This window comes from Pantoea sp. R102, from assembly GCF_004916815.1.
Lineage (GTDB): Bacteria > Pseudomonadota > Gammaproteobacteria > Enterobacterales > Enterobacteriaceae > Pantoea > Pantoea dispersa.
In genome coordinates, this window is the sequence record NZ_SDFT01000066.1 from 1 (window position 1) to 20644 (window position 20644).

A 20644-nucleotide genomic window follows, 5' to 3' on the forward strand; every position below is an offset into this window, starting at 1 on the left:
AGGTGTAGTAGTGCTTATTGAACAGGTTATTCAGGTTAAGCTTCAGCTGGGTTTTCTCGCCAAACAGCTGATTATTCCAGGCGATAAAGCTGTCGGCGACCACATAATCCGGCAGCGTAAAGCTGTTCTCCGGATCGCCGGCGCGTGAGCCAACGTAGCGCGCACCGCCGCCGACGCGGAAGTCACCGGGAATGCCGTTCAGCGTCAGATTATGGCTCAGGTAAAGCGCCCCGGCATGACGCGGTGCGTTCTGCAGGCGATTGCCCTTGTTCGCCGGATTGACGCCATCGTCGACGATTTCAGCCTTATCGTAGCTGTAGTTGGCGCTCAGATCCCAGCCCGGCAGCACTTCACCATTGAGCTCAAATTCAGCGCCGCTCGAACGTGCTTTATTGATGGCGCGCGTGGTGCCGTTAATGTTGAGCGACATATCGCGTTCGTCGATGCGGTACAGCGCTACGCTGGCAAACAGCCGGGGCGAAATCTGCCACTTGCTGCCCACTTCCCATGTGGTGCCCTGTTCCGGCTTGCCGACGTTGCCGTCATCGTCGACGTCAGTCGACGGCGTGAAGGATTTGCTCACGCTGCTATACAGTGAGACGTCCGGCGTCAGTTTGTAAATCAGCCCGGCCTGCGGCAGGAACTTGTTGCCCTCGCTGTCCAGCGTTTGCACCACCGGATCGAAGCCCTTTGACGCGCGCTGTTCATAGTGCTGATAGCGTCCGCCCAGCACCGCAATCCAGTCGTCGGTGAGCGAAATGCTGTCTTTGGCGTATACCGAGCGACTGTGCAGGCGGTTAAGCAGGTTGGCGTTGGCGCTGTTTTCACTGCTGCTGTTGGTGATCGGTGCCAGCATATCGTATTGCGGATCGTACAGGTTGAAGCCGGTGTTCGCTTTACCCTGATACTGGTGCGCACGGTAAGTCTGGTTCATTTCATAATCAGTGCCGAACACCACATCGTGCGTCATGCCAAACAGCTGCGGCGAACCGATCACATCCCACGCCACGTATTTGGTTTTATGGTTGAAGCCACGGTTGGCGTCGGCGCGGCGCGTCACCACGCCGGTGGTGGGGTTGATCGCCGTGACCCGCACTTCGTTGTTGTCGTACTGACGCTGGTTCCAGCCAAAAGTCAGGCGCGTGCTCCACGCCTCATTGAACTGCCAGTCGTAGTGCGCGTTCAGGGTTTTATTGTGGCCCCACGCATGATTAGCTTTATCGTCCAGGCGATCTTTATAGCCAATCGCCACCGGCTTACCGTTAACAAACGCCGTGCCGCGATCGTAGGGAATATCGTACTGATAATCTTCGTAGCTGATGAGGAAGCTGGCCTGCTCGCCATACCACTGTAGCGAGGGGGCAATTAAGGTGTGTTTATCGCTGCCGAAATTGCGCCAGTAATCCTGATTCTGCTTTTCGGCAATCAGGCGGAAAGCAAAACCGTTGCCGAGCGGGCCGGTGACGTCCAGCGTGCCGGCGCCGCCGCCCTCGCTGGCTGCGCGACCGCTGACTTTGGTGTGCCAGGTGTATTGCGGCTTTTTGCTCACAATATTGATCACGCCGCCGGGATTCTGGATACCGTACAGCAGCGAAGCCGAGCCCTTCAGCACCTCGACACGTTCGGTGGTGGCGTCGAAATTCAACCCCTGACTGCTGCGCACCCCATCACGATAGATGGAACCATCCGAGTTGCTGCCAAAGCCGCGCCGTACAAAGCCATCTTCGGTACCTGCCAGCGTGTTGCCTTCGCTTACGCCGCTGACAAAGCGCAGCGCGTCGGCGAGGCTGTCGGCCTGATAATCCTCCAGCTGCTGTTGCGTCACCACGCTCACCGATTGGGCTTCATTGAGGCGCGACACCGGCGTTTTACTGGCGACCGAACTGCTGGTGGCGCTATAGCCGTCGTCACTGTTTTGCTGCTGTGCCGTTACGGTGAGGGTGCTGTTTTGTTCAGCGGCAAGGCTGTCAGTACTGCTGAGTGCCGTTACGCCGTAAATAGCGGCAAGGATAGCCGGATGGCACAGTAATTTAACCGCCCGCGGTGAGTTGTTCTGCATCGAATATAAACCTGGTGTAATTGCGGGATTATTTATTCCGCGCAACGAAGCTATCAGTAAAATGCTGCCGGTGACGAACAGGACATTCGCGGCCCGGCATTTTTATGCCATCAGTCAGCGGAAAAAGGCGGCTGAGATGTAATTGAGAATCATTCAAACATGAAAAAATGTAGTAGTAAACGTAAATGATGGTGTGGATACTACAGCAGAACGCGGTAGAAAATTTTGAACCGGGATTGTCAGAAAATTTATTTACAATCAGTCGATTATGCTTTTTTGTAGTTTGAGGCTGGCCGGGTTAAGCCAGGCGCGAAGGGAGTGGACAGCGGTAGCGGCGCAAATTTTCACTACAAGCCGGCCTGCCGACGCGGTTCACAACGATGCGATATTACTAACAGGCAACATAATGGCGGCAAATAACATTAAAAATCGGGTGGATGTATTCGGTGAACGCTACCGTGCGCGCGTCACGACATTATCGGCCAGCCTGCAAACGGTGGCGCGATATATCCACGAACATCGTGAGGCTATATTAGACGCGACTGCATTGGATATCGCCCAGGCCACCCAAACCTCTGACGCCACCGTGGTGCGCACCGTGCAGGCGCTGGGCTTTGCCGGTTTGCGCGATCTGAAAACCACGCTGGCCGCGTGGTTTGGTCCGGCGCAAAACTCGGAAGAGAAGATGAGCGCGACCATCAGCGAACTGTCGTGTGACATCAACTCCGGCATCGATTTTGTGCTGGGCGGCCATCAGCGCGCCTGCGAAGTACTGGCAGAACCGGTCAACCGTCAGGCGGTGGCGGCTGCGGTGACACTGCTGCTGGAAGCGCGTCAGGTGGCGCTGTTTGGCATCAACGCTTCCGGCATTCTGGCGGAGTACAGCGCGCGACTGTTCCGGCGCATCGGCCTGCCGGCGGTAACGCTTAACCGTGCCGGGATTGCGCTGGCGGAACAGCTGATAACGCTACAGCGCGGCGATGTACTGATCATGATGGCGCAGAAATCGGCGCACCGTGAGGGCATGACGACGCTGAAAGAGGCGCAGCGGCTGGGTATGCCGGTGATTCTGCTGACCCACGCGCTGGATTCGGCGTTTGCGCAGCAGGCGGATGTGGTGATTAACGTGCCGCGCGGCGGTGAAAATGGTCGCATGCCGCTGCACGGTACGGTGCTGGTGTGCCTCGAAATGCTGATTCTGGCGGTGGCCTCCGCCAGTTCGGCACGCACGGTTAAAACCATGAAACGCATTCAGGATCTCAATCGATCGCTGAAACCCACGGCGAAGAAGGCGGGCTAACCGCACATTTCTCAGGCGCGGCGGCGGGACGATTCACTCCGCCGTTCGCTTCCGGATCTATTTCACAGACTCGCTTGCAAGGCGCGCGTGGCTGTCGTTAATATTAAGGAAATAAACATTTCCTTAATGAGTCCGCGTTAACGGTGCGGTAGCGCAGAATCGCATCCAATAAGGAAATACTCTTTACCAAAATAACCGGAGAACGCTTATGCCACTGCCTGCCCTGGACGCCGCGCCGCGCTGGTCACAGCCCGTCGATCACCTGCCGCAATTTAACCATGCTTACGCCACGGTCGCGGGCGTGCGGTTGCACTACGTCAGCGGCGGCAATGCGCAGGGACCAGTGCTGGTACTGCTGGCGGGCTTTCCGCAGAGCTGGTTTGCCTGGCGTAAGGTGATGGCGCAGCTGGCGGCAGACTATTTCATCATTGCGCCGGATCTGCCCGGCCAGGGCGACTCCGACAAGCCTGCCAGCGGTTATGACACCACCTCGCTGGCGCACAGCGTGCAGGGATTGTTGCAGCAGTTAGGGGTTGAGCGTTACTACCTGGCCGCGCATGACGTGGGTGCCTGGGTTGCCTGGCCGCTGGCGATGCTGCACGGTGATGCCATCAGCAAACTGGCGCTGCTGGATGCCGGCATTCCCGGAGTGACGCTGCCGGATGCGCTGCCTGCGACGCCGGACAAAGCCTGGAAAACCTGGCACTTTGCTTTTCACCTGTTGCCGGATCTGCCGGAAGCGCTGATCGCCGGTCGTGAAGCGCTCTATCTGCAGTGGTTTTTGCAGCGCAAAGCAGCCAGCCCGATGGTGTTTGGTGACGAAGAGATGGCGGAATATGTGCGGCTGCTGCAGCAAAACGGCGCGCTGCGCGCCGGCATGGCGGCGTACCGTGAAGTCAGCACCTCAGCGGAGCAGAATCGTCAGTTGTTGCAAACCCGGGGAAAACTGGCGATCCCGCTGCTGGCGGTGAGCGCCGATCAGGGCTCAATTGCCGATATGGCACAGCCGCTGCGCACTTTTGCGGCCGACGTCAGCGGGATTCGCCTCGCGCACTGTGGTCACTTTATCCCGGATGAGCAACCGCAGGCGCTGGCCGACGCGTTACGTCAGTTCTTTGTGTGACGCATCACTTAACCCTGATTATCCATGTGTAAGCGGCCGAGCCGTGAAGGGGGGGGCGGCTGACTTGCAATAGCCACTGCATTGCGGCTAAGATAGGAACCAGTTGGTTTATAATTAAAGGGGAGGGCAGTGATGAAGAACCTGACCGTCATCGGTCGCCCGCGCGAGTTCGAGCTGGAAGAGGCCGCCCGCAGCGCCATGCACGTTTTCTGGGATCGCGGCTATGAAGCGGCGTCGCTACCGGATTTGATCGCCGGAACCGGTTTATCGCGCGGCAGTCTCTACAAGGCGTTCGGCGATAAAAAAGGGCTGCTGCTGGCCGCGCTGGATATCTACATGACCGAAGGTCTGAAAGCCACCTCGGATATTCTGGCGCAGCCCGGCGCGGTTAAAGCGGCGATTCGCGCCTCGCTGCTGCGTTATGCCGCGCTCTCCAGCGGCGAGAAAGGGCGGCGCGGTTGTCTGGTGGTGTCACTCACCACCGAGATGGCCGCGCATGATGAACAGATTGCCGAACGCACGGGACGCATGTTCCGGCGTTTGCAGCAGCTGTATGCGGCAACACTGGTGCGCGGTCAGCTGAGCGGAGAACTGCCCGAGCGTGATGAGCAGGTGCTGGCCCGCTTACTGGTTTGCCAGATTGAAGGGATGCGTATCCTCGGTAAAACCGGGGCAACGGTAGCAGAAATGAACGCAGTAGTGGACTGCACAATGCGTCTGCTCGACTAATTTTTTTATCCATATTGGAACCAATCGGTTCCTTAGTGAGGTGTTGTGATGTCCGATCCGCACGCGTTAAATCCCGAGCCACGCCGCTGGGCGATGTTTATCGTCCTGCTGACAGGCGCATTTTTACCCCCGCTGGACTTCTTTATTGTCAATGTGGCGCTGCCCTCGATTCAGAGCGATTTGGCCACGTCCGGCTCGGCGGAGCAATTTGTCATCTCGTCTTATGCCGGGTTTTATGCCGTCACGCTGATCACCGGCGGTCGCCTCGGCGATCTGTTTGGCCGCGGGCGCATGTTCTTCGCTGGACTGACCGGTTTTGCAGCGGCTTCTGCGCTGTGTGGCTTTGCCTGGTCACCGGGTGCGCTGATCGCTGGCCGCGTGCTGCAGGGCATCACTGCAGCGATTATGGCACCGCAGGCGCTGGCCTCGATTCAGGCTATTTTCCCGGAGGCGGAGAAATCACGCGCGCTGAGCCTGTACGGCGCGGTATTTGGTCTGGCCTCGGTGATTGGCCAGGCGCTGGGCGGCATCCTGATCTCACTCAACCTGTTTAATAGCGGCTGGCGCGCCATTTTCCTGGTCAATCTGCCGGTGGCGCTGCTGGTGGTGCTGTTTGGCATCCCGTTGATTAAAGAGACGCGAGCACAGCACGCGCGCAAGCTGGATTTTGGCGGAATGGGACTGTCGATGATGACGCTGGGTCTGCTGATCGTGCCGCTGATTGAAGGACGGGAAGCGGGCTGGCCGCTGTGGGCGTGGCTATCGCTGCTGCTGGTGCCGGTGCTGGGCAGTCTGTTCTGGCGCTATGAAAGCCGGCTGGCAAAGCAGGGCGGCGATCCGCTGATCGATCCGGCGATTTTTAGCGTGCCGGGTCTTGGGCTGTCCCTGCTGCTGGCGCTGCTGTTCTACTCGATTGGCGTATTCTTCCTGCTGTTCTCGATCTATTTACAGGGCGCGCTGCATCAGGGCGTACTGAGCGCCGGGCTGATCTTCCTGCCCTTTGGTGCGGGTTTTCTGCTGGGGCCGTTATCCACGCCCGCTGCGCGACGGCTGATTGGGCCTTACGTTAACGCCACTGGGATGGTGCTGGAAGTGGTCGGCCTGCTGGGCCTGGCGTGGCTGATGGCCAGCACGCCGGTTGGGATGTCACCAGCGGCGCTGCCGCTGGCTCTGGGACTGTTTGTGGTGGGGTTTGGCCAGGGGCTGGCGCTGCCAACGCTGATGCACATCGTCACCGGACGCGTGGCACCCGCCTGGGCCGGAATGATTGCCGGTATCGCCAGCTCCACCTTGCAACTGAGCACGGCGCTGAGCGTGGCCATTATCGGCGGGAGTTTTTATGCCGTGCTGGGCACGGGCAAGGGGCCGGGAGAGATTACCCATGCCTTCATCGTGGCGATAGTGTGTATGTCGTTCTGCCTGGCGGCCGGCGCGCTGCTGAGCATCCGGCTAGCGCGCAGGCCTGCCGCACAGGCGGCGGTGCTTAAATCCCTCAGCTAAGTTCGGTCGCTCAAATCAATCGCGTCCATTCCTCAGAACGACATCGTGACACCGGCGTACCAGGCGCGGCCCGGTTCGTTATAGGTCGATGCCCCGGCATTTTCGCGATAAACGCGCTTGTCAAACAGGTTGTTGATACCGGCGTTGGCGCTCAGGTTTTTAGTGATGTCGTAGTTGAGGTTCAGTCCGACAATGGAATACGGGCTGATTTCACGCTGCGACAGACCACGGCTGGCCTCGAGGCTGGTTTCCGCATACTGGCGTGGCTTCTGTCGACCGTATTGCGTCCAGTTGATGTTGGCGCTGAGCGCCTCGGTCGCCTGCCACTCCAGCTGCGAGTTGATGGTAAATTCAGGAATTACCGTCAGCGGGTTGCCGGTTTTTTTGCTCTCCGAGCGGAACATATAGGTGGCATTGGTGCGCCACTCCAGCGTGTCGGCAATCAGCGGGATGCTCAGATTGCCTTCCAGCCCTTCGACGATCGCTTTGCCGCCGTTTTCCCAGCGCAGCAGGTTATACGAGCCGGTTGAAGCCACCGGCGTGGTGCCGGAGATGATTTTGTTTTTGTAATCATTGCGGAACCAGGTGATGCCCGCGACATAGCCCTGATTACTGAACTCAATGCCCACTTCTTTATTCACACTGATCTCGGGATCAAGGTCTTTGCTGCCCAGCAGGTAACAGCGTGACAGGCCAATCGGACAACCGTTGCCGCGCGTCGACAGGATATAGCCCTCAGTGGACTGATACAGGTTTGGCGCTTTAAAGGCGCGCGCAATACCGGCTTTCAGCGTGAAGTAATCACCGAGGCCCTGCGACAGGTTGAGGCTCGGGCTCCAGTTAGCGCCAAACTGATTGTGATAGTCAAAGCGCAGGCCGGGAATCACTTCGGTGGAGTCGGTGGCGGCGATGTTGTCTTCGAAATAGAGCGAGCTGATGGTGGTGCTGTTTTTACTGTCACGCTGCGAACCGTCGCTGGAAACGCCGCCGAAATCGACGCCCGGTGCGCTGGTGGCCTGTACCGAGGCCGGATCGTTAAGCTCATCGCGATTCCACTCAGCACCCAGCGTAACCGTTTGATCGACCAGCAGCTGCAGCGGGAAATTGATCTCGCCGCCGGCGCGATAGCTCTCCAGCCGGCTGGTAGCGTACGTATCGCTGTTGATCATCCCTTCGGTGCTGCCGCCGGAGCCTTCTTTCAGACGGGTATTGTTGGTTTTCTCATAGCTAAAGTTAAGCTTAGAGGTGCCCCAGTCCCAGATGCCGTTGTGCACCACTCCGTAGTTCTGGCGATACAGGCGGTTGGTTTCGCTGCCGTACAGCGCTTCCACCAGCCCGTTGCCGCTGGCATTGCTGTTGCTGTTTTGCGTGTCGCCAGCATAAATATTGCCCTGGCGGCTGTAGCCATAGCTGAAATCGACAATCTGCGTCGGGGTGATTTTCCACGACAGCACGCCGTTGATGTCTTTATTACGCACGCCTTCGCGTCCGGCGGCATAAGCGCCATTTTGCGCGGTGTTAATGTCGAAGGCGTCGGCATCCGTTTTGTTCAGGTTGCCGTACAGCCGCATGGTGAGTGCCTCACCGGCCAGCGGACCGCTGAGGTTGAAGTTCGCGCGGCGGGTGGCGCCTTCCTTGTCATCTTCTGGCTGGTTAGTGAACAGCGACAGCGAGCCGTGCCAGTCATTGGTGGGGCGTTTGGTAATAATGTTGACCACACCGCCAGCGGCACCGGAGCCATAACGGGCAGCGGCCGGACCGCGTATCACCTCAATGCGTTCCACCATTTCCGGCGGCACCCAGTTGGTATCCCCGCGTGAGTCGCGCTCACCGCGCCAGCTGTAACGCACCGAGTTACGGGAGGTGACCGGCACGCCATCGATCAGCACCAAAGTGTTTTCCGGGCCCATGCCGCGAATGTCGATCTGGCGGTTGTTACCGCGGCTGCCGCTGGCGCCGTTACCGGTGAGGTTAACGCCGGGCATTTTGCGGATGATGTCCGCGAGGTCGTTAACGGGCGGACTTTTTTTGATGTCTTCAGCGGTAATGGTGGAAACTCCCGGCTGCTGCTTCAGCTCCTGCTCTGCCGTCACAATCATCGACTCATCGTCGGCCAGCTTCTCCGTGGGTTCAGCGGCAAACACCGGTGAGGTTAACAGGCCCGCCAGGCACAGTGCGACCGGATGCTTTTTGCTACATACAGTTACATTCACTTATATCATCTCCCTGATGCGTTAACATTTGTAAGCAAATGCGCATGATAATGAGAATGGTTTGCATTGTATATTGAGGTGCGACTTCTTTACATTCCTGCGCAAATCGCCTCGACGGGCGGCTTTTTTGTCAGTTTTTGTCAGCAGGGCGATAGGCTGGCTTAGACAGGAACGTTATGGCTAATAAGCAAATCATCCAGCATGGCAGCATAAGCAGGTGCCTGATTTGCGGTAACAATCTGATTTTTGCGCGACGACAGGGCCGCATTCAGGCCAGCAAAGAACCCTATTGCCGGATTTCGGCAATAGATATCTGTTTTTCGCATTTGTGATCGCTGCCTATCTTCCAGAGAATGGCTGCGGGACGTTTTGAGGATGACAATCCTTTGCGCCGCGCGGCTTTACGCGACATGGGCAAAGGGAAAAATACATCGCTACCTCGACGCCTTTTCCCTGCCGGGAAACATTTTAAATATCAGGAGAAAGGTTCCAGTGAAATTCGCAAAAGGTATCACCCTTTTCGCACTCGCTCTCAGTGCGCACACCGCGTTTGCCGCCGAACAATCCGTCCCAACCGACAGCTCACTGCATGTACAGGCTGATGCCGCGCTGAAAAGCCTGGTGCCCGCCGACGTGGCGAAGCGCGGCTATATTGTGGCAGGAACCAACCCCAACACGCCGCCCACCACCTTCTATAAAGAAGACAACAAAACGCTGGCCGGCCGTGAAATTGACATCATGAACGCGGTCGGTGAGCGTCTCGGCATTCAGGTGCAGTGGCGCGATACCGGCGGCTTCGACAACATCATTCCGGGACTGAAAACCGGCCGCTACGATGTGGCCTTGTCCAACATCAACGCCACGCCGGCGCGCGCCAAAATTATCGACTTTGTGAGTTACTACGACGCCAGCCGTCTCGGCATTATTTCGCGGAAAGATGCCAACGTCGCGCCGTTCAAAACCCTCGACGAGGTGTGCGGTAAAGAAGTCGGCGCCGGTTCCGGCACCACTCAGGTGACCCGTCTGGAAGAGGCCAGCAAAGCCTGTGAAGCGGCCGGGAAAAAACCGATTAAAGTGTCAGTGTTCCCGGATCGCCCGGCTGGTGTTCAGGCCGTGGTCAGCGGGCGTGTGCCGATGTTCCTCGGTCCGTACGAAGGCCTGTTGTGGCAGGTGAAAGTGATCAAACCGCTGACCATGAGCGGCGAAATCACCGTGCATGATGCGCCGGTATCGGTCGCCTTCCCGAAAGATTCCGCGCTTGAACCTGCCGTACAGGCAGCGCTGAACTCGCTGATTAAAGATGGCAGCTACCAGAAGATCCTGGATAACTGGGGCATCGGCTTTGGCGCGGTTAAAGAGTCAAAACGTAATCAGGATATCTTTCAATGAGTGACTTTCACGACCACACCGACGATCTGAAAATCGTCGGTAAACGCTACTACGGACGCTGGCTCAGTGCGCTGGTGGTGCTGTTGTGCGTGGTGGCGATGGCGCATTCGATGATCAACAATCCGCGCTTCGAATGGGGCGTGATTGCGGAAAACTTCACCGGCGAGTCCATTCTGCAGGGTGTGCTGATGACGCTGCAGCTGACAGCGATTTCGGTGGTGCTGGGCTTCGCCTTTGGCACGGTGCTGGCGCTGATGCGCCTGTCATCCAACCCGGTGCTGGTCGGCGTCAGCTGGTTCTATACCTGGTTTTTCCGCGGCGTGCCGATGCTGGTACAGCTGTTCCTGTGGTACAACATCGCGGCGCTGTACCCGACCATTTCGCTGTCGCTGCCGGGCCTGGGTGAAATCTGGAGTACTCAGTCTAATGCGCTGGTCAGTCCGTTCAGCGCGGCGGTGATCGCGCTGGTAATGCATCAGTCTGCCTATGCGGCTGAGATCGTGCGCGCCGGGATTCAGAGCGTTGGCAACGGCCAGCTGGAAGCCGCCCGCGCGCTGGGTTACCGTCCGGCGCAGATTTTCCGCCATACCGTACTGCCGCAGGCGATGCGCGCCATCATGCCGCCGGCCGGTAACGAAATCATCGGCCAGCTGAAAACCACGGCGGTGGTATCGGTGATCTCCCTGCAGGATGTGCTGTTTTCGGCGCAGATCATCTATCAGCGCACCTATGAAGTGATCCCGCTGCTGCTGGTGGCGACGCTGTGGTATCTGCTGATGACTTCGGTACTGTCGGTTGGTCAGTTCTATGTCGAGCGCTACTTTGGCCGTGGCGTCACGCGCCGCGAAAAGCGCAGTTTACTCAAGTCGCTGCCCGGTTTCTCCGCGCCTAAAGCCGAAAGGAGCGTAAGCAATGGCTGAAGCGATCGCCTTACGTAAGGTGACCAAACGTTTTTCCGGCGTCACCATTCTGGATGAAGTTAATCTTGATATCCCGGCTGGCTCGGTGACGGTGATCCTCGGACCGTCCGGCTCAGGCAAATCGACGCTGCTGCGCTGCATCAACCATCTGGAAAAACTGGATGGTGGCACGATTCGTATCGGTGGCGAGATCATTGGTTACAAGCAGAAAGGCCAGGCGCTGCACGAGCTGAGCAGCAGCGAGATTGCGCGTCAGCGTGCCGAAATCGGCATGGTGTTTCAGCAGTTCAACCTGTTCCCGCACCGCACCGTACTGCAAAACATTGTCGATGCGCCGATGCGGGTGAAAAAACAGAGCCGCCAGCAGGCGACCAGCAAAGCGCTGTCGCTGCTTAAGCAGGTGGGGCTGGCCGGGCGCGAAGAAGAGTGGCCGCAGAATCTTTCCGGTGGTCAGCAGCAGCGTGTGGCGATCGCCCGTGCGCTGGCGATGGATCCCGGCGTGATGCTGTTTGATGAGCCCACGTCTGCGCTCGATCCGGAACTGGTGGGTGAAGTGCTGCAGGTGATTAAACAACTGGCGCACTCCGGCATCACCATGGTGATCGTGACACACGAGATCGGTTTTGCGCGCGAGGTGGCCGATAACATCGTGTTTATGGAAGGCGGGCGGATTGTGGCGGCGGGGCCGACGCAGCAGGTGCTCGACGATCCGGAAAACGGACGGGTAAGAAACTTTATTGCAACGGTGCTGTAAGCACCGTTTTTCATTTTTGACTCCAGGAAGCATGATGACGCAAAAACCGGTGATGCACAGCGCCCACTGGGGTGCTTTTACTGCCCGCCTGCAGGGCGATCGACTGACTATCGAACCGTTTCACGGCGATCCGGATCCCAGCCCGCTGCTGCAAAACTTTCACAATGTCCTGCATCACCCGGCGCGCGTGGCGCAACCGATGGTGCGCCGTGGCTGGCTGGAAAATGGGCCCGGCGCGGATCCGCGTCGCGGTAATGACGACTATGTGGCGGTGAGCTGGGAGCAGGCTTACACGCTGGTGGCACGCGAACTGCAGCGCGTCGGTGACGCGTATGGGCCGGAAGGTATTTTTGGTGGCTCATATGGCTGGTCAAGTGCCGGCCGTTTTCATCACGCGCAGAGCCAGGTGCACCGCTTTCTTAACACGGTGATGGGCGGCTATGTGCGCTCGGTGAACAGCTACAGTTCCGGCTCGGCTTCGGTGCTGTTACCGCATATCGTTGGCGACATGAATGAGATCGCCCGCCGCGGCGTCAGCTGGGAAGAGATCGCCCGGCATAGCGAGATCGTGCTGGCGTTCGGCGGCCTGGCGCTAAAAAATTCGCAGGTGGCAAGCGGAGGTCTGAGCGAACACACCGAACGCGGCTTTATGCAGCAGGCGGCAGAACGCGGCGCACGCTTTATTTCGGTGAGCCCGTTGCAGAGCGATCTGCCCGATGAGGCGCAGGGAGAGTGGCTGGCGCTGCGCCCCGGTACCGATGCGGCCTTCATTCTCGGTCTGCTGTCGGTGCTGATTGACGAGCAGCGCACCGATGAGGCTTTCCTCGCGCGTTACACCGTCGGCTGGCCGCAAATGGTCGCCTATATTCGCGGCGAAGAGGACGGTACGCGGCGCGACGCACAGTGGGCGGCTGAGATTTGTGGCGTCAGCGCGGCAACAATCACCGATTTTGCGCGCCAGCTGCACGGCAAGCGCGTGCTGGTTACCGTGGCGCACGCGTTGCAGCGCGCGGAACACGGTGAGCAACCGGTATGGCTGGGGCTGGTGCTGGCGGCCGCGCTGGGCCAGCCGGGGCTGCCGGGCGGTGGATATACCTATGCACTCGGCGCACTCGGCCATTACGGTAAGCATCATAACCTGGTGAGTTTCCCGGCGCTGCCGCAGGGCAGGAACGGTATTGACCGGTTGATTCCGGTGGCGCGCATCGCCGATATGCTGCTGCATCCCGGCACGCAATTTGATTACAACGGCCGGCGCTTAACCTATCCGCACATCCGTCTGGCCTACTGGGCGGGCGGCAATCCATTCCATCATCATCAGGATCTGGCGCGGCTGCGGCAGGCGTTTTGCCAGCTGGATACGCTGATTGTGCACGAGACCGCGTGGACCGCCAGCGCGCGCCATGCGGATATCGTGCTGCCTGCCACCATGACGCTGGAGCGTGAAGATATCGGCGGTGCGCCGACCGATCGTCATCTGTTTGCCATGCAGCCGGTGGCGCAACCTTACGCGCAGGCGCAGGATGACTACACCATTTTTGCTGAACTGGCGCGTCGTTTAGGCCGTGAAGAGGCATTCACCGAAGGACGCGACGCCCGCGGCTGGCTGCGCCATCACTATGCGCAGCTGCAGGAAAAACTGGCCGCGCATCAGGTGACGATTCCTGACTTCGACCAGTTCTGGCTGCAGGGTGTGATTGAACTGCCGCAGCTGAAAGATGGCGGGCGGATGATCAATGCGTTTCGGGCCGATCCGGCGGCGGCACCGCTACCGACGCCGAGCGGCAAAATCGAAATCTTTTCCGCCACCATCGCCAGCTTTGGCTATGAAAATTGCCCCGGCCATCCGGTGTGGCGCGCGCCGCAGCAGCAGCCGGATGCGGAACATCCGCTGTGGTTGATCGCTAATCAGCCGGCCACGCGTCTGCACAGTCAGCTGGATTTTGGTGACTACAGCCTGAGCGGCAAACGCGAAGGACGTGAGGTGTGCAGCCTGCATCCGCACGATGCCGCCGCGCGCGGCATTACCGACGGCGACATTATCGAGTTGTACAATCAGCGCGGTCACGTGCTGGCCAGCGCTCGCGTTACCGAAAGCATTATGCCCGGTGTGGTGCAGTTGCCGACCGGCGCCTGGTACGATCCGGTCGATCCCACCGCGCTGCGACCGCTGTGTCGCCACGGCAATCCGAATGTGCTGACGCTGGATATCGGTACTTCATCGCTGGCGCAGGGCTGTAGTGGACAAATCACCGTGGTGCAGCTACGCAAATACCGCGGCGAACTGACGCCGGTGCAGGCATTTATTCCGCCGCAGCCGGTCAGCTACAGCACTGAGATTATCTGAGGCCGTGCAGGGCTTCGCCTACCGCATCAAATAGCCGGTCCAGTTCGGCCGGCTGGGTATCAAACATCGGGCCGAACTGCAGCGTATCGCCGCCAAAGCGGACGTAAAAGCCGGCTTTCCACAGCGCCATGCCCGCTTCAAACGGCCGCACGGTCGCGTCGCCTTCACGGGGTGCCAGCTGAATGGCACCAACCAGCCCGCAGTTGCGGATATCCACCACCTGCGGACAATCGCGCAGCCCGTGCAGCGCACGTTCAAAATGCGGTGCCAGTTCGGCCGACTGGCTAATCAGCGCCTCGTTTTCCAGCACGTCCAGCGTCGCCAGCGCGGCCGCGCAGGCCACCGGATGCGCCGAATAGGTGTAGCCGTGCGCAAACTCAACCGCGTGCTGCGGCAGCGGCTGAGACATAAAGGTGTGATAGATTTCGCTGCTGGCCACCACGCCGCCCAGCGGAATGGCACCGTTGGTAATCTGTTTGGCGAAGTTGAGCAGATCCGGTGTGACGCCAAAATACTCCGCGCCGCTCCAGCGTCCCATGCGGCCAAAGCCGGTGATCACTTCGTCAAAAATCAGCAAAATATCGTGCTGCGTACAGATCTCACGCAGGCGCTGCAGGTAGCCGTGCGGCGGAATAATCGCGCCGGCAGATCCGGACAGCGGTTCAACAATCAGCGCGGCAATAGTCGAAGCATCATGCAGTTCAATCAGCTTCAGCATCTCATCCGCCAGCGCCTCGCCCCCCGTGGCAGGCTGGCCGGGGGTGAACGCCAGCTCTGGCTGCAGCGTATGCGGCAGGTGATCAACCTCCAGCAGCTGACCAAAGGCCTTACGGTTGCCGCCGATTCCTCCAAGGCTGGTGCCGCCAATGTTCACGCCGTGATAGCCGCGCGCGCGACCAATCAGCCGGGTTTTATTGGGCTGGCCTTTGGCCCGCCACCAGGCGCGCGCCATTTTCACCGCAGTATCCGCCGACTCCGACCCCGAACCGGTAAAGAACACGTGGTTGAGATGGCCGGGCATCAGGCTGGCGATGCGCTCGGCCAGCTGAAACGACAGCGGATGGCCGTACTGAAAGCCCGGCGAGTAATCCAGCGTACCGAGTTGCTGTGCGACTGCCTGCTGGATTTCACGGCGCGTGTGGCCTGCGCCGCAGGTCCATAAGCCGGACAGACTATCGAAAATCTGGCGGCCGTCGCCATCGGTCAGCCAGTGGCCGTGCGCGGCGACAATAAAACGGGGATCCTGCTGAAAATAGCGGTTAGCAGTGAACGGCATCCAGTGCGCCTGTAAATTCAGATCGGCGGTATTGATCGGCTGTGACATCGGGTTTTCTCCGGCGGGTGATAAGCAGAGTTTGCAATCCGCCCCCGGTTAAGTTAAATGCTAATTAACTTGTCTTCACTTATGGATTTACTCACCTGAATGAAAAAGAAAACGCTGGCCCAGGTGACCGACTTTGACCTCAGACTGCTGCGCGTTTTCAAAACCGTCAGCGAGTGCGGCAGCTTTTCCGCCGCTGAAAGCCTGCTCGGCATTACGCGCTCGGCCATCAGCCTGCATATGAGCGATCTGGAAAAACGGCTGGGCATGCGTCTGTGCCAGCGCGGTCGCGCCGGGTTTGCGCTCACTGAGGAAGGGCGTGAAATTTTACGACACAGCGAGACCATGATGGCAGCGGTGGAAGATTTCCGTCAGCAGGTGAACCAGATGCATCAGCAACTGCGCGGGGAGTTCAACATCGGCATCATCAATAATCTGGTGACGCAGCCGCGCATGCGTCTCACCCATGCGCTGGCGGCGCTGCGGGAGAGCGGGGCAGGGATCCGTATCAACATCAGTATGTTAACTGCGGCGGACATCGAGCGTGGCCTGCTGGAAGGACGCCTGCACGTGGGCGCGCTGCCGATGGCGGCGCCGGTCTCCGGGCTGGCGTACGCACAGCTGTATGATGAACATGCGCAGCTCTATTGCAGCCACGCGCACCCGCTGTTTAACCAGGCGGAGCGGCCGGAACACCACGCGCTGGCGGCCTGCGACGCGATAGCGCCGCTGTTTCGCATGCCGGCGGAGGCAATTGCGCTGCATCAGCAGCTGAACTGCAGTGCCACCGCTTCCGATCGCGAAGGGATCGCGTTTCTCATTCTCACCGGGCGCTATATCGGTTTCCTGCCGGACCACTACGCCGCGCAGTGGGTGGAGAAACAGCAGATGCGCGCCCTCGCGCCGCAGCAGTTCCATTACCACAGTCAAATCGCGCTCGTCACCCGCCAGGGCCCACGTCACAACGCCATCCTGCAACATTTTTTGCAGGCGCTGGCGCTGGACGAGCCCGGCGCTTAGCGGAGGCGCTAAGGCATTCTAGTTACAACATACTATTAGGTTGCTACATCAACCCAGGTGCCAGCACCGTGCGGCGCAAAGTCTGACAGGCCTTAATGGCAGGCGGGGTGACGAGAGAGAAGAGGGCGAAAAAAAGGGAGAACCGTACGTTCTCCCCCTGAGACATCACTGCTTTATGCGCGCAGCGGCTCGCCGCGCACCGGGCGATCGCCCGCCACGAAGTAGTCCGCTTCGCTGCGCGGCAGCGGCTGGCGACCACGAATGTTGTCGGCGATCTTCTCACCAATCATGATGGTGGTGGCATTCAGGTTACCGGTGATGATCAGCGGCATAATTGAGGCGTCGACCACGCGCAGCCCCTGCAGGCCGTGTACGCGACCTTCGCCATCCACAACCGCCATCTCATCGCTACCCATTTTACAGGTGCCGCACGGATGGTAAGCGGTCTCAGCATGGTTGCGCACAAACTCATCCAGTTGCTCGTCGCTCTGGCACTCCAGCCCCGGACTGATCTCTTTGCCGCGATACTTATCCAGCGCCGGCTGGTTGATGATTTGCCGCGTGATGCGGATGGCATCGCGGAACTCATGCCAGTCCTGCTCGTGCGCCATGTAGTTAAACAGAATCGCCGGATGCCGGCGCGGATCGCGCGACTTAATGCGCACGTGACCGCGGCTTGGTGAACGCATCGAACCGACGTGACACTGGAAACCGTGCGCTTCTACCGCATTCGAGCCGTTGTAGTTAATCGCCACCGGCAGGAAGTGGTACTGAATGTTGGGCCAGGCAAACTCTTCCCGGCTGCGGATAAAGCCACCGCCCTCAAATTGGTTGCTGGCGCCGATACCGGTGCCTTTGAATAGCCACTCGGCACCAATTTTCGGCTGGTTCCACCACTTCAGGGCCGGATAGAGCGATACCGGCTCTTTGCACTCGTACTGCAGGTACATCTCCAGATGATCCTGCAGGTTTTCACCGACGCCCGGGAGATCATGCACCAGCGGGATATCGTGCTGCTTCAGCAATGCCGCCGCGCCAACGCCGGAGCGCTGCAGAATCTGCGGCGAGGCGATAGCACCGGCGCACAGCAGCACTTCACGCCGCGCATGCACGGTGTGCGACGTATCGCTGGCGCCGTGCAGATACTGCACGCCGACCGCGCGTTTGCCCTCGAATAGAATGCGATCGGTGGTGGCGTGGGTGATGATTTTCAGGTTCGGACGCTGTTTTGCCGTATCCAGATAACCGCGCGCGGTGCTGGAGCGGCGGCCCTGCGGCGTCACGAAACGGTCCATCGGACCAAATCCTTCCTGCTGATAACCGTTGAGATCGTCGGTGCGCGGATAGCCCGCCTGCACGCCGGCTTCAATCATCGCGGCGAACAGCGGGTTGTTACCTGGCTTACAGGTGGTGATGCTCACCGGGCCTTCGCCACCGTGATAATCATTAGCACCGATATCGCGCGTTTCCGACTTGCGGTAGTAGGGCAGGCAGTCGCGGTAAGTCCAGTTTTCCAGACCCGGCTGCTGCGCCCAGTTGTCGAGATCCATGGCGTTACCGCGGATGTAGCACATGCCGTTGATCAGCGACGAACCGCCCAGCCCTTTACCGCGTCCGCACTCCATGCGGCGGTTATTCATGTGTGGCTCAGGCTCGGTTTCGTACGCCCAGTTGTAGCGTTTGCCCTGTAACGGCCAGGCCAGCGCCGCCGGCATTTGCGTGCGGAAATCAAAGCGGTAATCGGGACCGCCGGCCTCCAGCAGCAGGACGTTTACGCTGCTGTCTTCGGTCAGTCTTGTTGCCAAAACGTTCCCTGCGGATCCGGCTCCGATAATGATGTAATCAAATTCCATTAGTCGCTCCTCAGGTTAAGCTTGATTAAAATACCGACTGAAAACGGGTCAGTTCGACCTGCACAGATTTCACCTGGGTGTAGCTCTGCAGCGTCATCAGGCCATTCTCGCGGCCGATACCGGAGTGCTTGTAACCGCCCACCGGCATTTCAGCGGCGGATTCACCCCAGGTGTTGATCCAGCAAATGCCCGCTTCAATCTGGTGAATGACGCGGTGCGCGCGATTCAGATCCCGGGTGACCAGACCCGCCGCCAGGCCGTATTCGGTGGCATTGGCGCGGCGCACCACTTCTTCCTCGCTGTCGTAGGTCAGGATCGACATCACCGGTCCGAAAATCTCTTCGCGTACGATGGTCATCTCATCACGGCAATCGGTGAACACGGTCGGCTCTACCCAGGCACCGTTATCAAACGCCGCGCCGCTCATGCGTTTACCGCCGCACAGCAGGCGCGCGCCTTCGCTAATGCCGGATTCGATATAGCGCAACACATTGTCTCGATGCGGGAAGCTGACCAGCGGGCCGAAGTTGGTGGCCGGATCGTTGACATCGCCAGCATTGATGCGCGCCACGCGTTCAGCGATTTTTGCTTCAAACGCCTGCTGCAATGCCGTCGGCACAAACACGCGCGTGCCGTTGGTGCACACCTGACCGGAGCTGTAGAAGTTCGCCATCATGGCGATGTCGGCGGCGAGATCGAGGTCGGCATCGTCAAACACGATCAGCGGCGATTTGCCGCCCAGCTCCATGGTCACCTCTTTCAGCGTGGAGCCGGCCGCGTTGGCCATCACTTTTTTGCCGCTGGCCACGCCACCGGTGAAGGAGATTTTGTCGATGCCCGGATGGTCGGTCAGCAGCTGACCGGTCACCGCGCCGCGCCCGTTCAGCACGTTGAACACGCCGTCCGGTACGCCGGCTTCGCTGTAGATTTCTGCCAGCTTCAGCGCGCTCAGCGGCGTCACTTCGCTGGGTTTAAAGATCATCGCGTTACCGGCCGCCAGCGCCGGCGCAGATTTCCACAGCGCGATTTGAATCGGATAGTTCCATGCGCCAATACCGGCGACCACGCCAAGCGGTTCGCGGCGCGTATAGACGAAGGAGGTATCACGCAGCGGGATCTGCTGGCCTTCCAGCGCCGGAATTAGGCCGGCGTAGTACTCCAGCACATCGGCACCGGTAACAATGTCCACCGCCTGGGTTTCACTCAGCGGTTTACCGGTGTCGAGGGTTTCCAGCGCCGCCAGCTCATCGTTACGCTCGCGCAGGATATCCACCGCACGGCGCAGGATGCGTGACCGCTCCATCGCCGTCATGGCCGCCCAGATTTTCTGGCCTTTTTGCGCGGCGGCGACCGCGCGATCGACATCCGCCTGCGCGGCTTCATGGACCTCGGCCAGCACTTCGCCATTGGCCGGGTTGATGGTCTGGAATGTGTCGCCCGCTGCTGCGGCAACGTATTGACCATCAATGTATAAATGCTGCTCGGTGAATCGGGACATGGTTGCTCCTTCCTCAGTGATTCGCGGCACCAGCCAGCTGCTGGCGAATGAATTGGGTGGTGAGCGTTCTGGCAATCGCCAGATCAAACGGTTTGCCGCTCAGCGCAGCGCGCAGCCACAGGCCATCAATCAGCGAGGCCAGACCGTGCGCGGCCAGCCGCGCCTGCTCACGCGGCAGCTCGCGGCGAAACTCGGCAGCGAGCGTAGAAAACAGGCGACGGCTGCTGACGCGTTCCAGGCGACCCAGCTGCGGCTGATGCATGCTGCTGGCCCAGAAGTCCAGCCACGCTTTCATCGCTGCGCTGTGCACCTGGGTGTCGTCGAAGTTACCTTCGACAATCGCCAGCAGGCGCGCTTCGGTGCCAGCTCCCGCCAGCGGTTTCAGTCGTGCCGCCACCGCATCACGCAGCTGACGCGTCACGTCGCGCATGGTGGCTTCCAGCAAACCGTTTTTGTCTTTGAAGTAGTGGCTGATGATGCCGGTCGAGACGCCGGCGCGCCGCGCAATCTGCGCAATGGTCGCGTCATTGATCCCGACTTCGTTAATGGTACTCAGGGTCGCATCAATCAGTTGCCGACGACGTATCGGCTGCATTCCCACCTTTGGCATGACTCCAG

At 59.5% G+C, this 20644-nt stretch carries 15 protein-coding genes; 9 read left to right on the forward strand and 6 right to left on the reverse strand.

Going from position 1 to position 20644, the window contains the following annotated elements; genetic code table 11:
- Positions 1-2059 (reverse strand): TonB-dependent siderophore receptor (locus ERD80_RS08680; protein ID WP_136546558.1); only part of this gene is annotated, 2059 nt, incomplete at its 3' end.
- A gap of 406 nt (positions 2060-2465) precedes the next feature.
- Here ERD80_RS08680 and ERD80_RS08685 point away from each other — a divergent pair.
- From ERD80_RS08685 to ERD80_RS08700, 4 genes are all read left to right on the forward strand, one after another.
- Positions 2466-3359: a MurR/RpiR family transcriptional regulator gene (locus tag ERD80_RS08685; protein ID WP_021509539.1), complete on the forward strand. Its 894-nt coding sequence runs from the start codon at positions 2466-2468 to the stop codon at positions 3357-3359.
- Positions 3360-3567: 208 nt separating this feature from the next.
- Positions 3568-4482 (forward strand): alpha/beta hydrolase, encoded by a 915-nt coding sequence (locus tag ERD80_RS08690; RefSeq protein ID WP_136546560.1) that lies wholly within the window; start codon positions 3568-3570, stop codon positions 4480-4482.
- 132 nt (positions 4483-4614) lie between these two features.
- On the forward strand, positions 4615-5211 hold the full coding sequence (locus ERD80_RS08695; protein WP_136546562.1) for a TetR/AcrR family transcriptional regulator: 597 nt from the start codon (positions 4615-4617) through the stop codon (positions 5209-5211).
- Between the two features lie 48 nt (positions 5212-5259).
- Positions 5260-6711 (forward strand): MFS transporter, encoded by a 1452-nt coding sequence (locus ERD80_RS08700; protein WP_211145576.1) that lies wholly within the window; start codon positions 5260-5262, stop codon positions 6709-6711.
- A gap of 32 nt (positions 6712-6743) precedes the next feature.
- Here ERD80_RS08700 and ERD80_RS08705 read toward each other — a convergent pair whose 3' ends face one another.
- Positions 6744-8924, reverse strand: coding sequence for a TonB-dependent siderophore receptor (locus ERD80_RS08705; protein ID WP_136546564.1), 2181 nt, complete (start codon positions 8922-8924; stop codon positions 6744-6746).
- 492 nt (positions 8925-9416) lie between these two features.
- On the opposite strand from ERD80_RS08705, the gene ERD80_RS08710 reads away from it, so the two are divergent.
- From ERD80_RS08710 to ERD80_RS08725, 4 genes are read left to right on the forward strand one after another with little or no spacing between them, the layout of a single operon-like run.
- Positions 9417-10313, forward strand: a complete 897-nt coding sequence (locus ERD80_RS08710; RefSeq protein WP_021509534.1) for an ABC transporter substrate-binding protein — start codon at positions 9417-9419, stop codon at positions 10311-10313.
- Complete coding sequence (locus ERD80_RS08715; RefSeq protein ID WP_021509533.1) at positions 10310-11233, forward strand: amino acid ABC transporter permease; 924 nt, start codon at positions 10310-10312, stop codon at positions 11231-11233. Before ERD80_RS08710 ends, ERD80_RS08715 begins: the two co-directional genes overlap by 4 nt.
- A complete protein-coding gene (locus ERD80_RS08720; RefSeq protein ID WP_058758829.1) occupies positions 11226-11987 on the forward strand; it encodes an amino acid ABC transporter ATP-binding protein in 762 nt (253 codons plus the stop codon). Before ERD80_RS08715 ends, ERD80_RS08720 begins: the two co-directional genes overlap by 8 nt.
- A 34-nt stretch (positions 11988-12021) precedes the next feature.
- A complete protein-coding gene (locus ERD80_RS08725; RefSeq protein WP_136546584.1) occupies positions 12022-14334 on the forward strand; it encodes a molybdopterin-dependent oxidoreductase in 2313 nt (770 codons plus the stop codon).
- Here ERD80_RS08725 and ERD80_RS08730 read toward each other — a convergent pair.
- Positions 14327-15658 carry an aspartate aminotransferase family protein gene (locus tag ERD80_RS08730; protein ID WP_058758827.1) on the reverse strand — a complete coding sequence of 444 codons (1332 nt, stop codon included), beginning with the start codon at positions 15656-15658 and terminating at the stop codon, positions 14327-14329. The two genes, ERD80_RS08725 and ERD80_RS08730, sit on opposite strands and share 8 nt — an antisense overlap.
- A gap of 99 nt (positions 15659-15757) precedes the next feature.
- Here ERD80_RS08730 and ERD80_RS08735 point away from each other — a divergent pair, with 99 nt between their 5' ends.
- Positions 15758-16675, forward strand: a complete 918-nt coding sequence (locus ERD80_RS08735; protein WP_136546566.1) for a LysR family transcriptional regulator — start codon at positions 15758-15760, stop codon at positions 16673-16675.
- Between the two features lie 173 nt (positions 16676-16848).
- On the opposite strand, the gene betA is transcribed toward ERD80_RS08735, so the two are convergent.
- From betA to betI, 3 genes are read right to left on the reverse strand one after another with little or no spacing between them, the layout of a single operon-like run.
- Positions 16849-18528, reverse strand: a complete 1680-nt coding sequence (gene betA, locus ERD80_RS08740; protein ID WP_021509528.1) for a choline dehydrogenase — start codon at positions 18526-18528, stop codon at positions 16849-16851.
- A 25-nt stretch (positions 18529-18553) separates the two neighbouring features.
- Positions 18554-20026 (reverse strand): betaine-aldehyde dehydrogenase, encoded by a 1473-nt coding sequence (gene betB / locus ERD80_RS08745; protein ID WP_136546568.1) that lies wholly within the window; start codon positions 20024-20026, stop codon positions 18554-18556.
- Positions 20027-20039: 13 nt separating this feature from the next.
- Positions 20040-20636 (reverse strand): transcriptional regulator BetI, encoded by a 597-nt coding sequence (gene betI / locus ERD80_RS08750; protein WP_058758824.1) that lies wholly within the window; start codon positions 20634-20636, stop codon positions 20040-20042.
- Positions 20637-20644 lie beyond the last annotated feature (8 nt).

What these genes read in the sequence shown, in the direction of transcription:
- betB (WP_136546568.1), bottom strand. Translation starts at nt 20,026, where the DNA reads ATGTCCCGATTCACCGAGCAGCATTTATACATTGATGGTCAATACGTT.
- ERD80_RS08715 (WP_021509533.1), top strand. Translation starts at nt 10,310, where the DNA reads ATGAGTGACTTTCACGACCACACCGACGATCTGAAAATCGTCGGTAAA.
- ERD80_RS08685 (WP_021509539.1), top strand. Translation starts at nt 2,466, where the DNA reads ATGGCGGCAAATAACATTAAAAATCGGGTGGATGTATTCGGTGAACGC.
- betA (WP_021509528.1), bottom strand. Translation starts at nt 18,528, where the DNA reads ATGGAATTTGATTACATCATTATCGGAGCCGGATCCGCAGGGAACGTT.
- ERD80_RS08720 (WP_058758829.1), top strand. Translation starts at nt 11,226, where the DNA reads ATGGCTGAAGCGATCGCCTTACGTAAGGTGACCAAACGTTTTTCCGGC.
- ERD80_RS08695 (WP_136546562.1), top strand. Translation starts at nt 4,615, where the DNA reads ATGAAGAACCTGACCGTCATCGGTCGCCCGCGCGAGTTCGAGCTGGAA.
- ERD80_RS08725 (WP_136546584.1), top strand. Translation starts at nt 12,022, where the DNA reads ATGACGCAAAAACCGGTGATGCACAGCGCCCACTGGGGTGCTTTTACT.
- ERD80_RS08730 (WP_058758827.1), bottom strand. Translation starts at nt 15,658, where the DNA reads ATGTCACAGCCGATCAATACCGCCGATCTGAATTTACAGGCGCACTGG.
- ERD80_RS08735 (WP_136546566.1), top strand. Translation starts at nt 15,758, where the DNA reads ATGAAAAAGAAAACGCTGGCCCAGGTGACCGACTTTGACCTCAGACTG.
- betI (WP_058758824.1), bottom strand. Translation starts at nt 20,636, where the DNA reads ATGCCAAAGGTGGGAATGCAGCCGATACGTCGTCGGCAACTGATTGAT.
- ERD80_RS08690 (WP_136546560.1), top strand. Translation starts at nt 3,568, where the DNA reads ATGCCACTGCCTGCCCTGGACGCCGCGCCGCGCTGGTCACAGCCCGTC.
- ERD80_RS08700 (WP_211145576.1), top strand. Translation starts at nt 5,260, where the DNA reads ATGTCCGATCCGCACGCGTTAAATCCCGAGCCACGCCGCTGGGCGATG.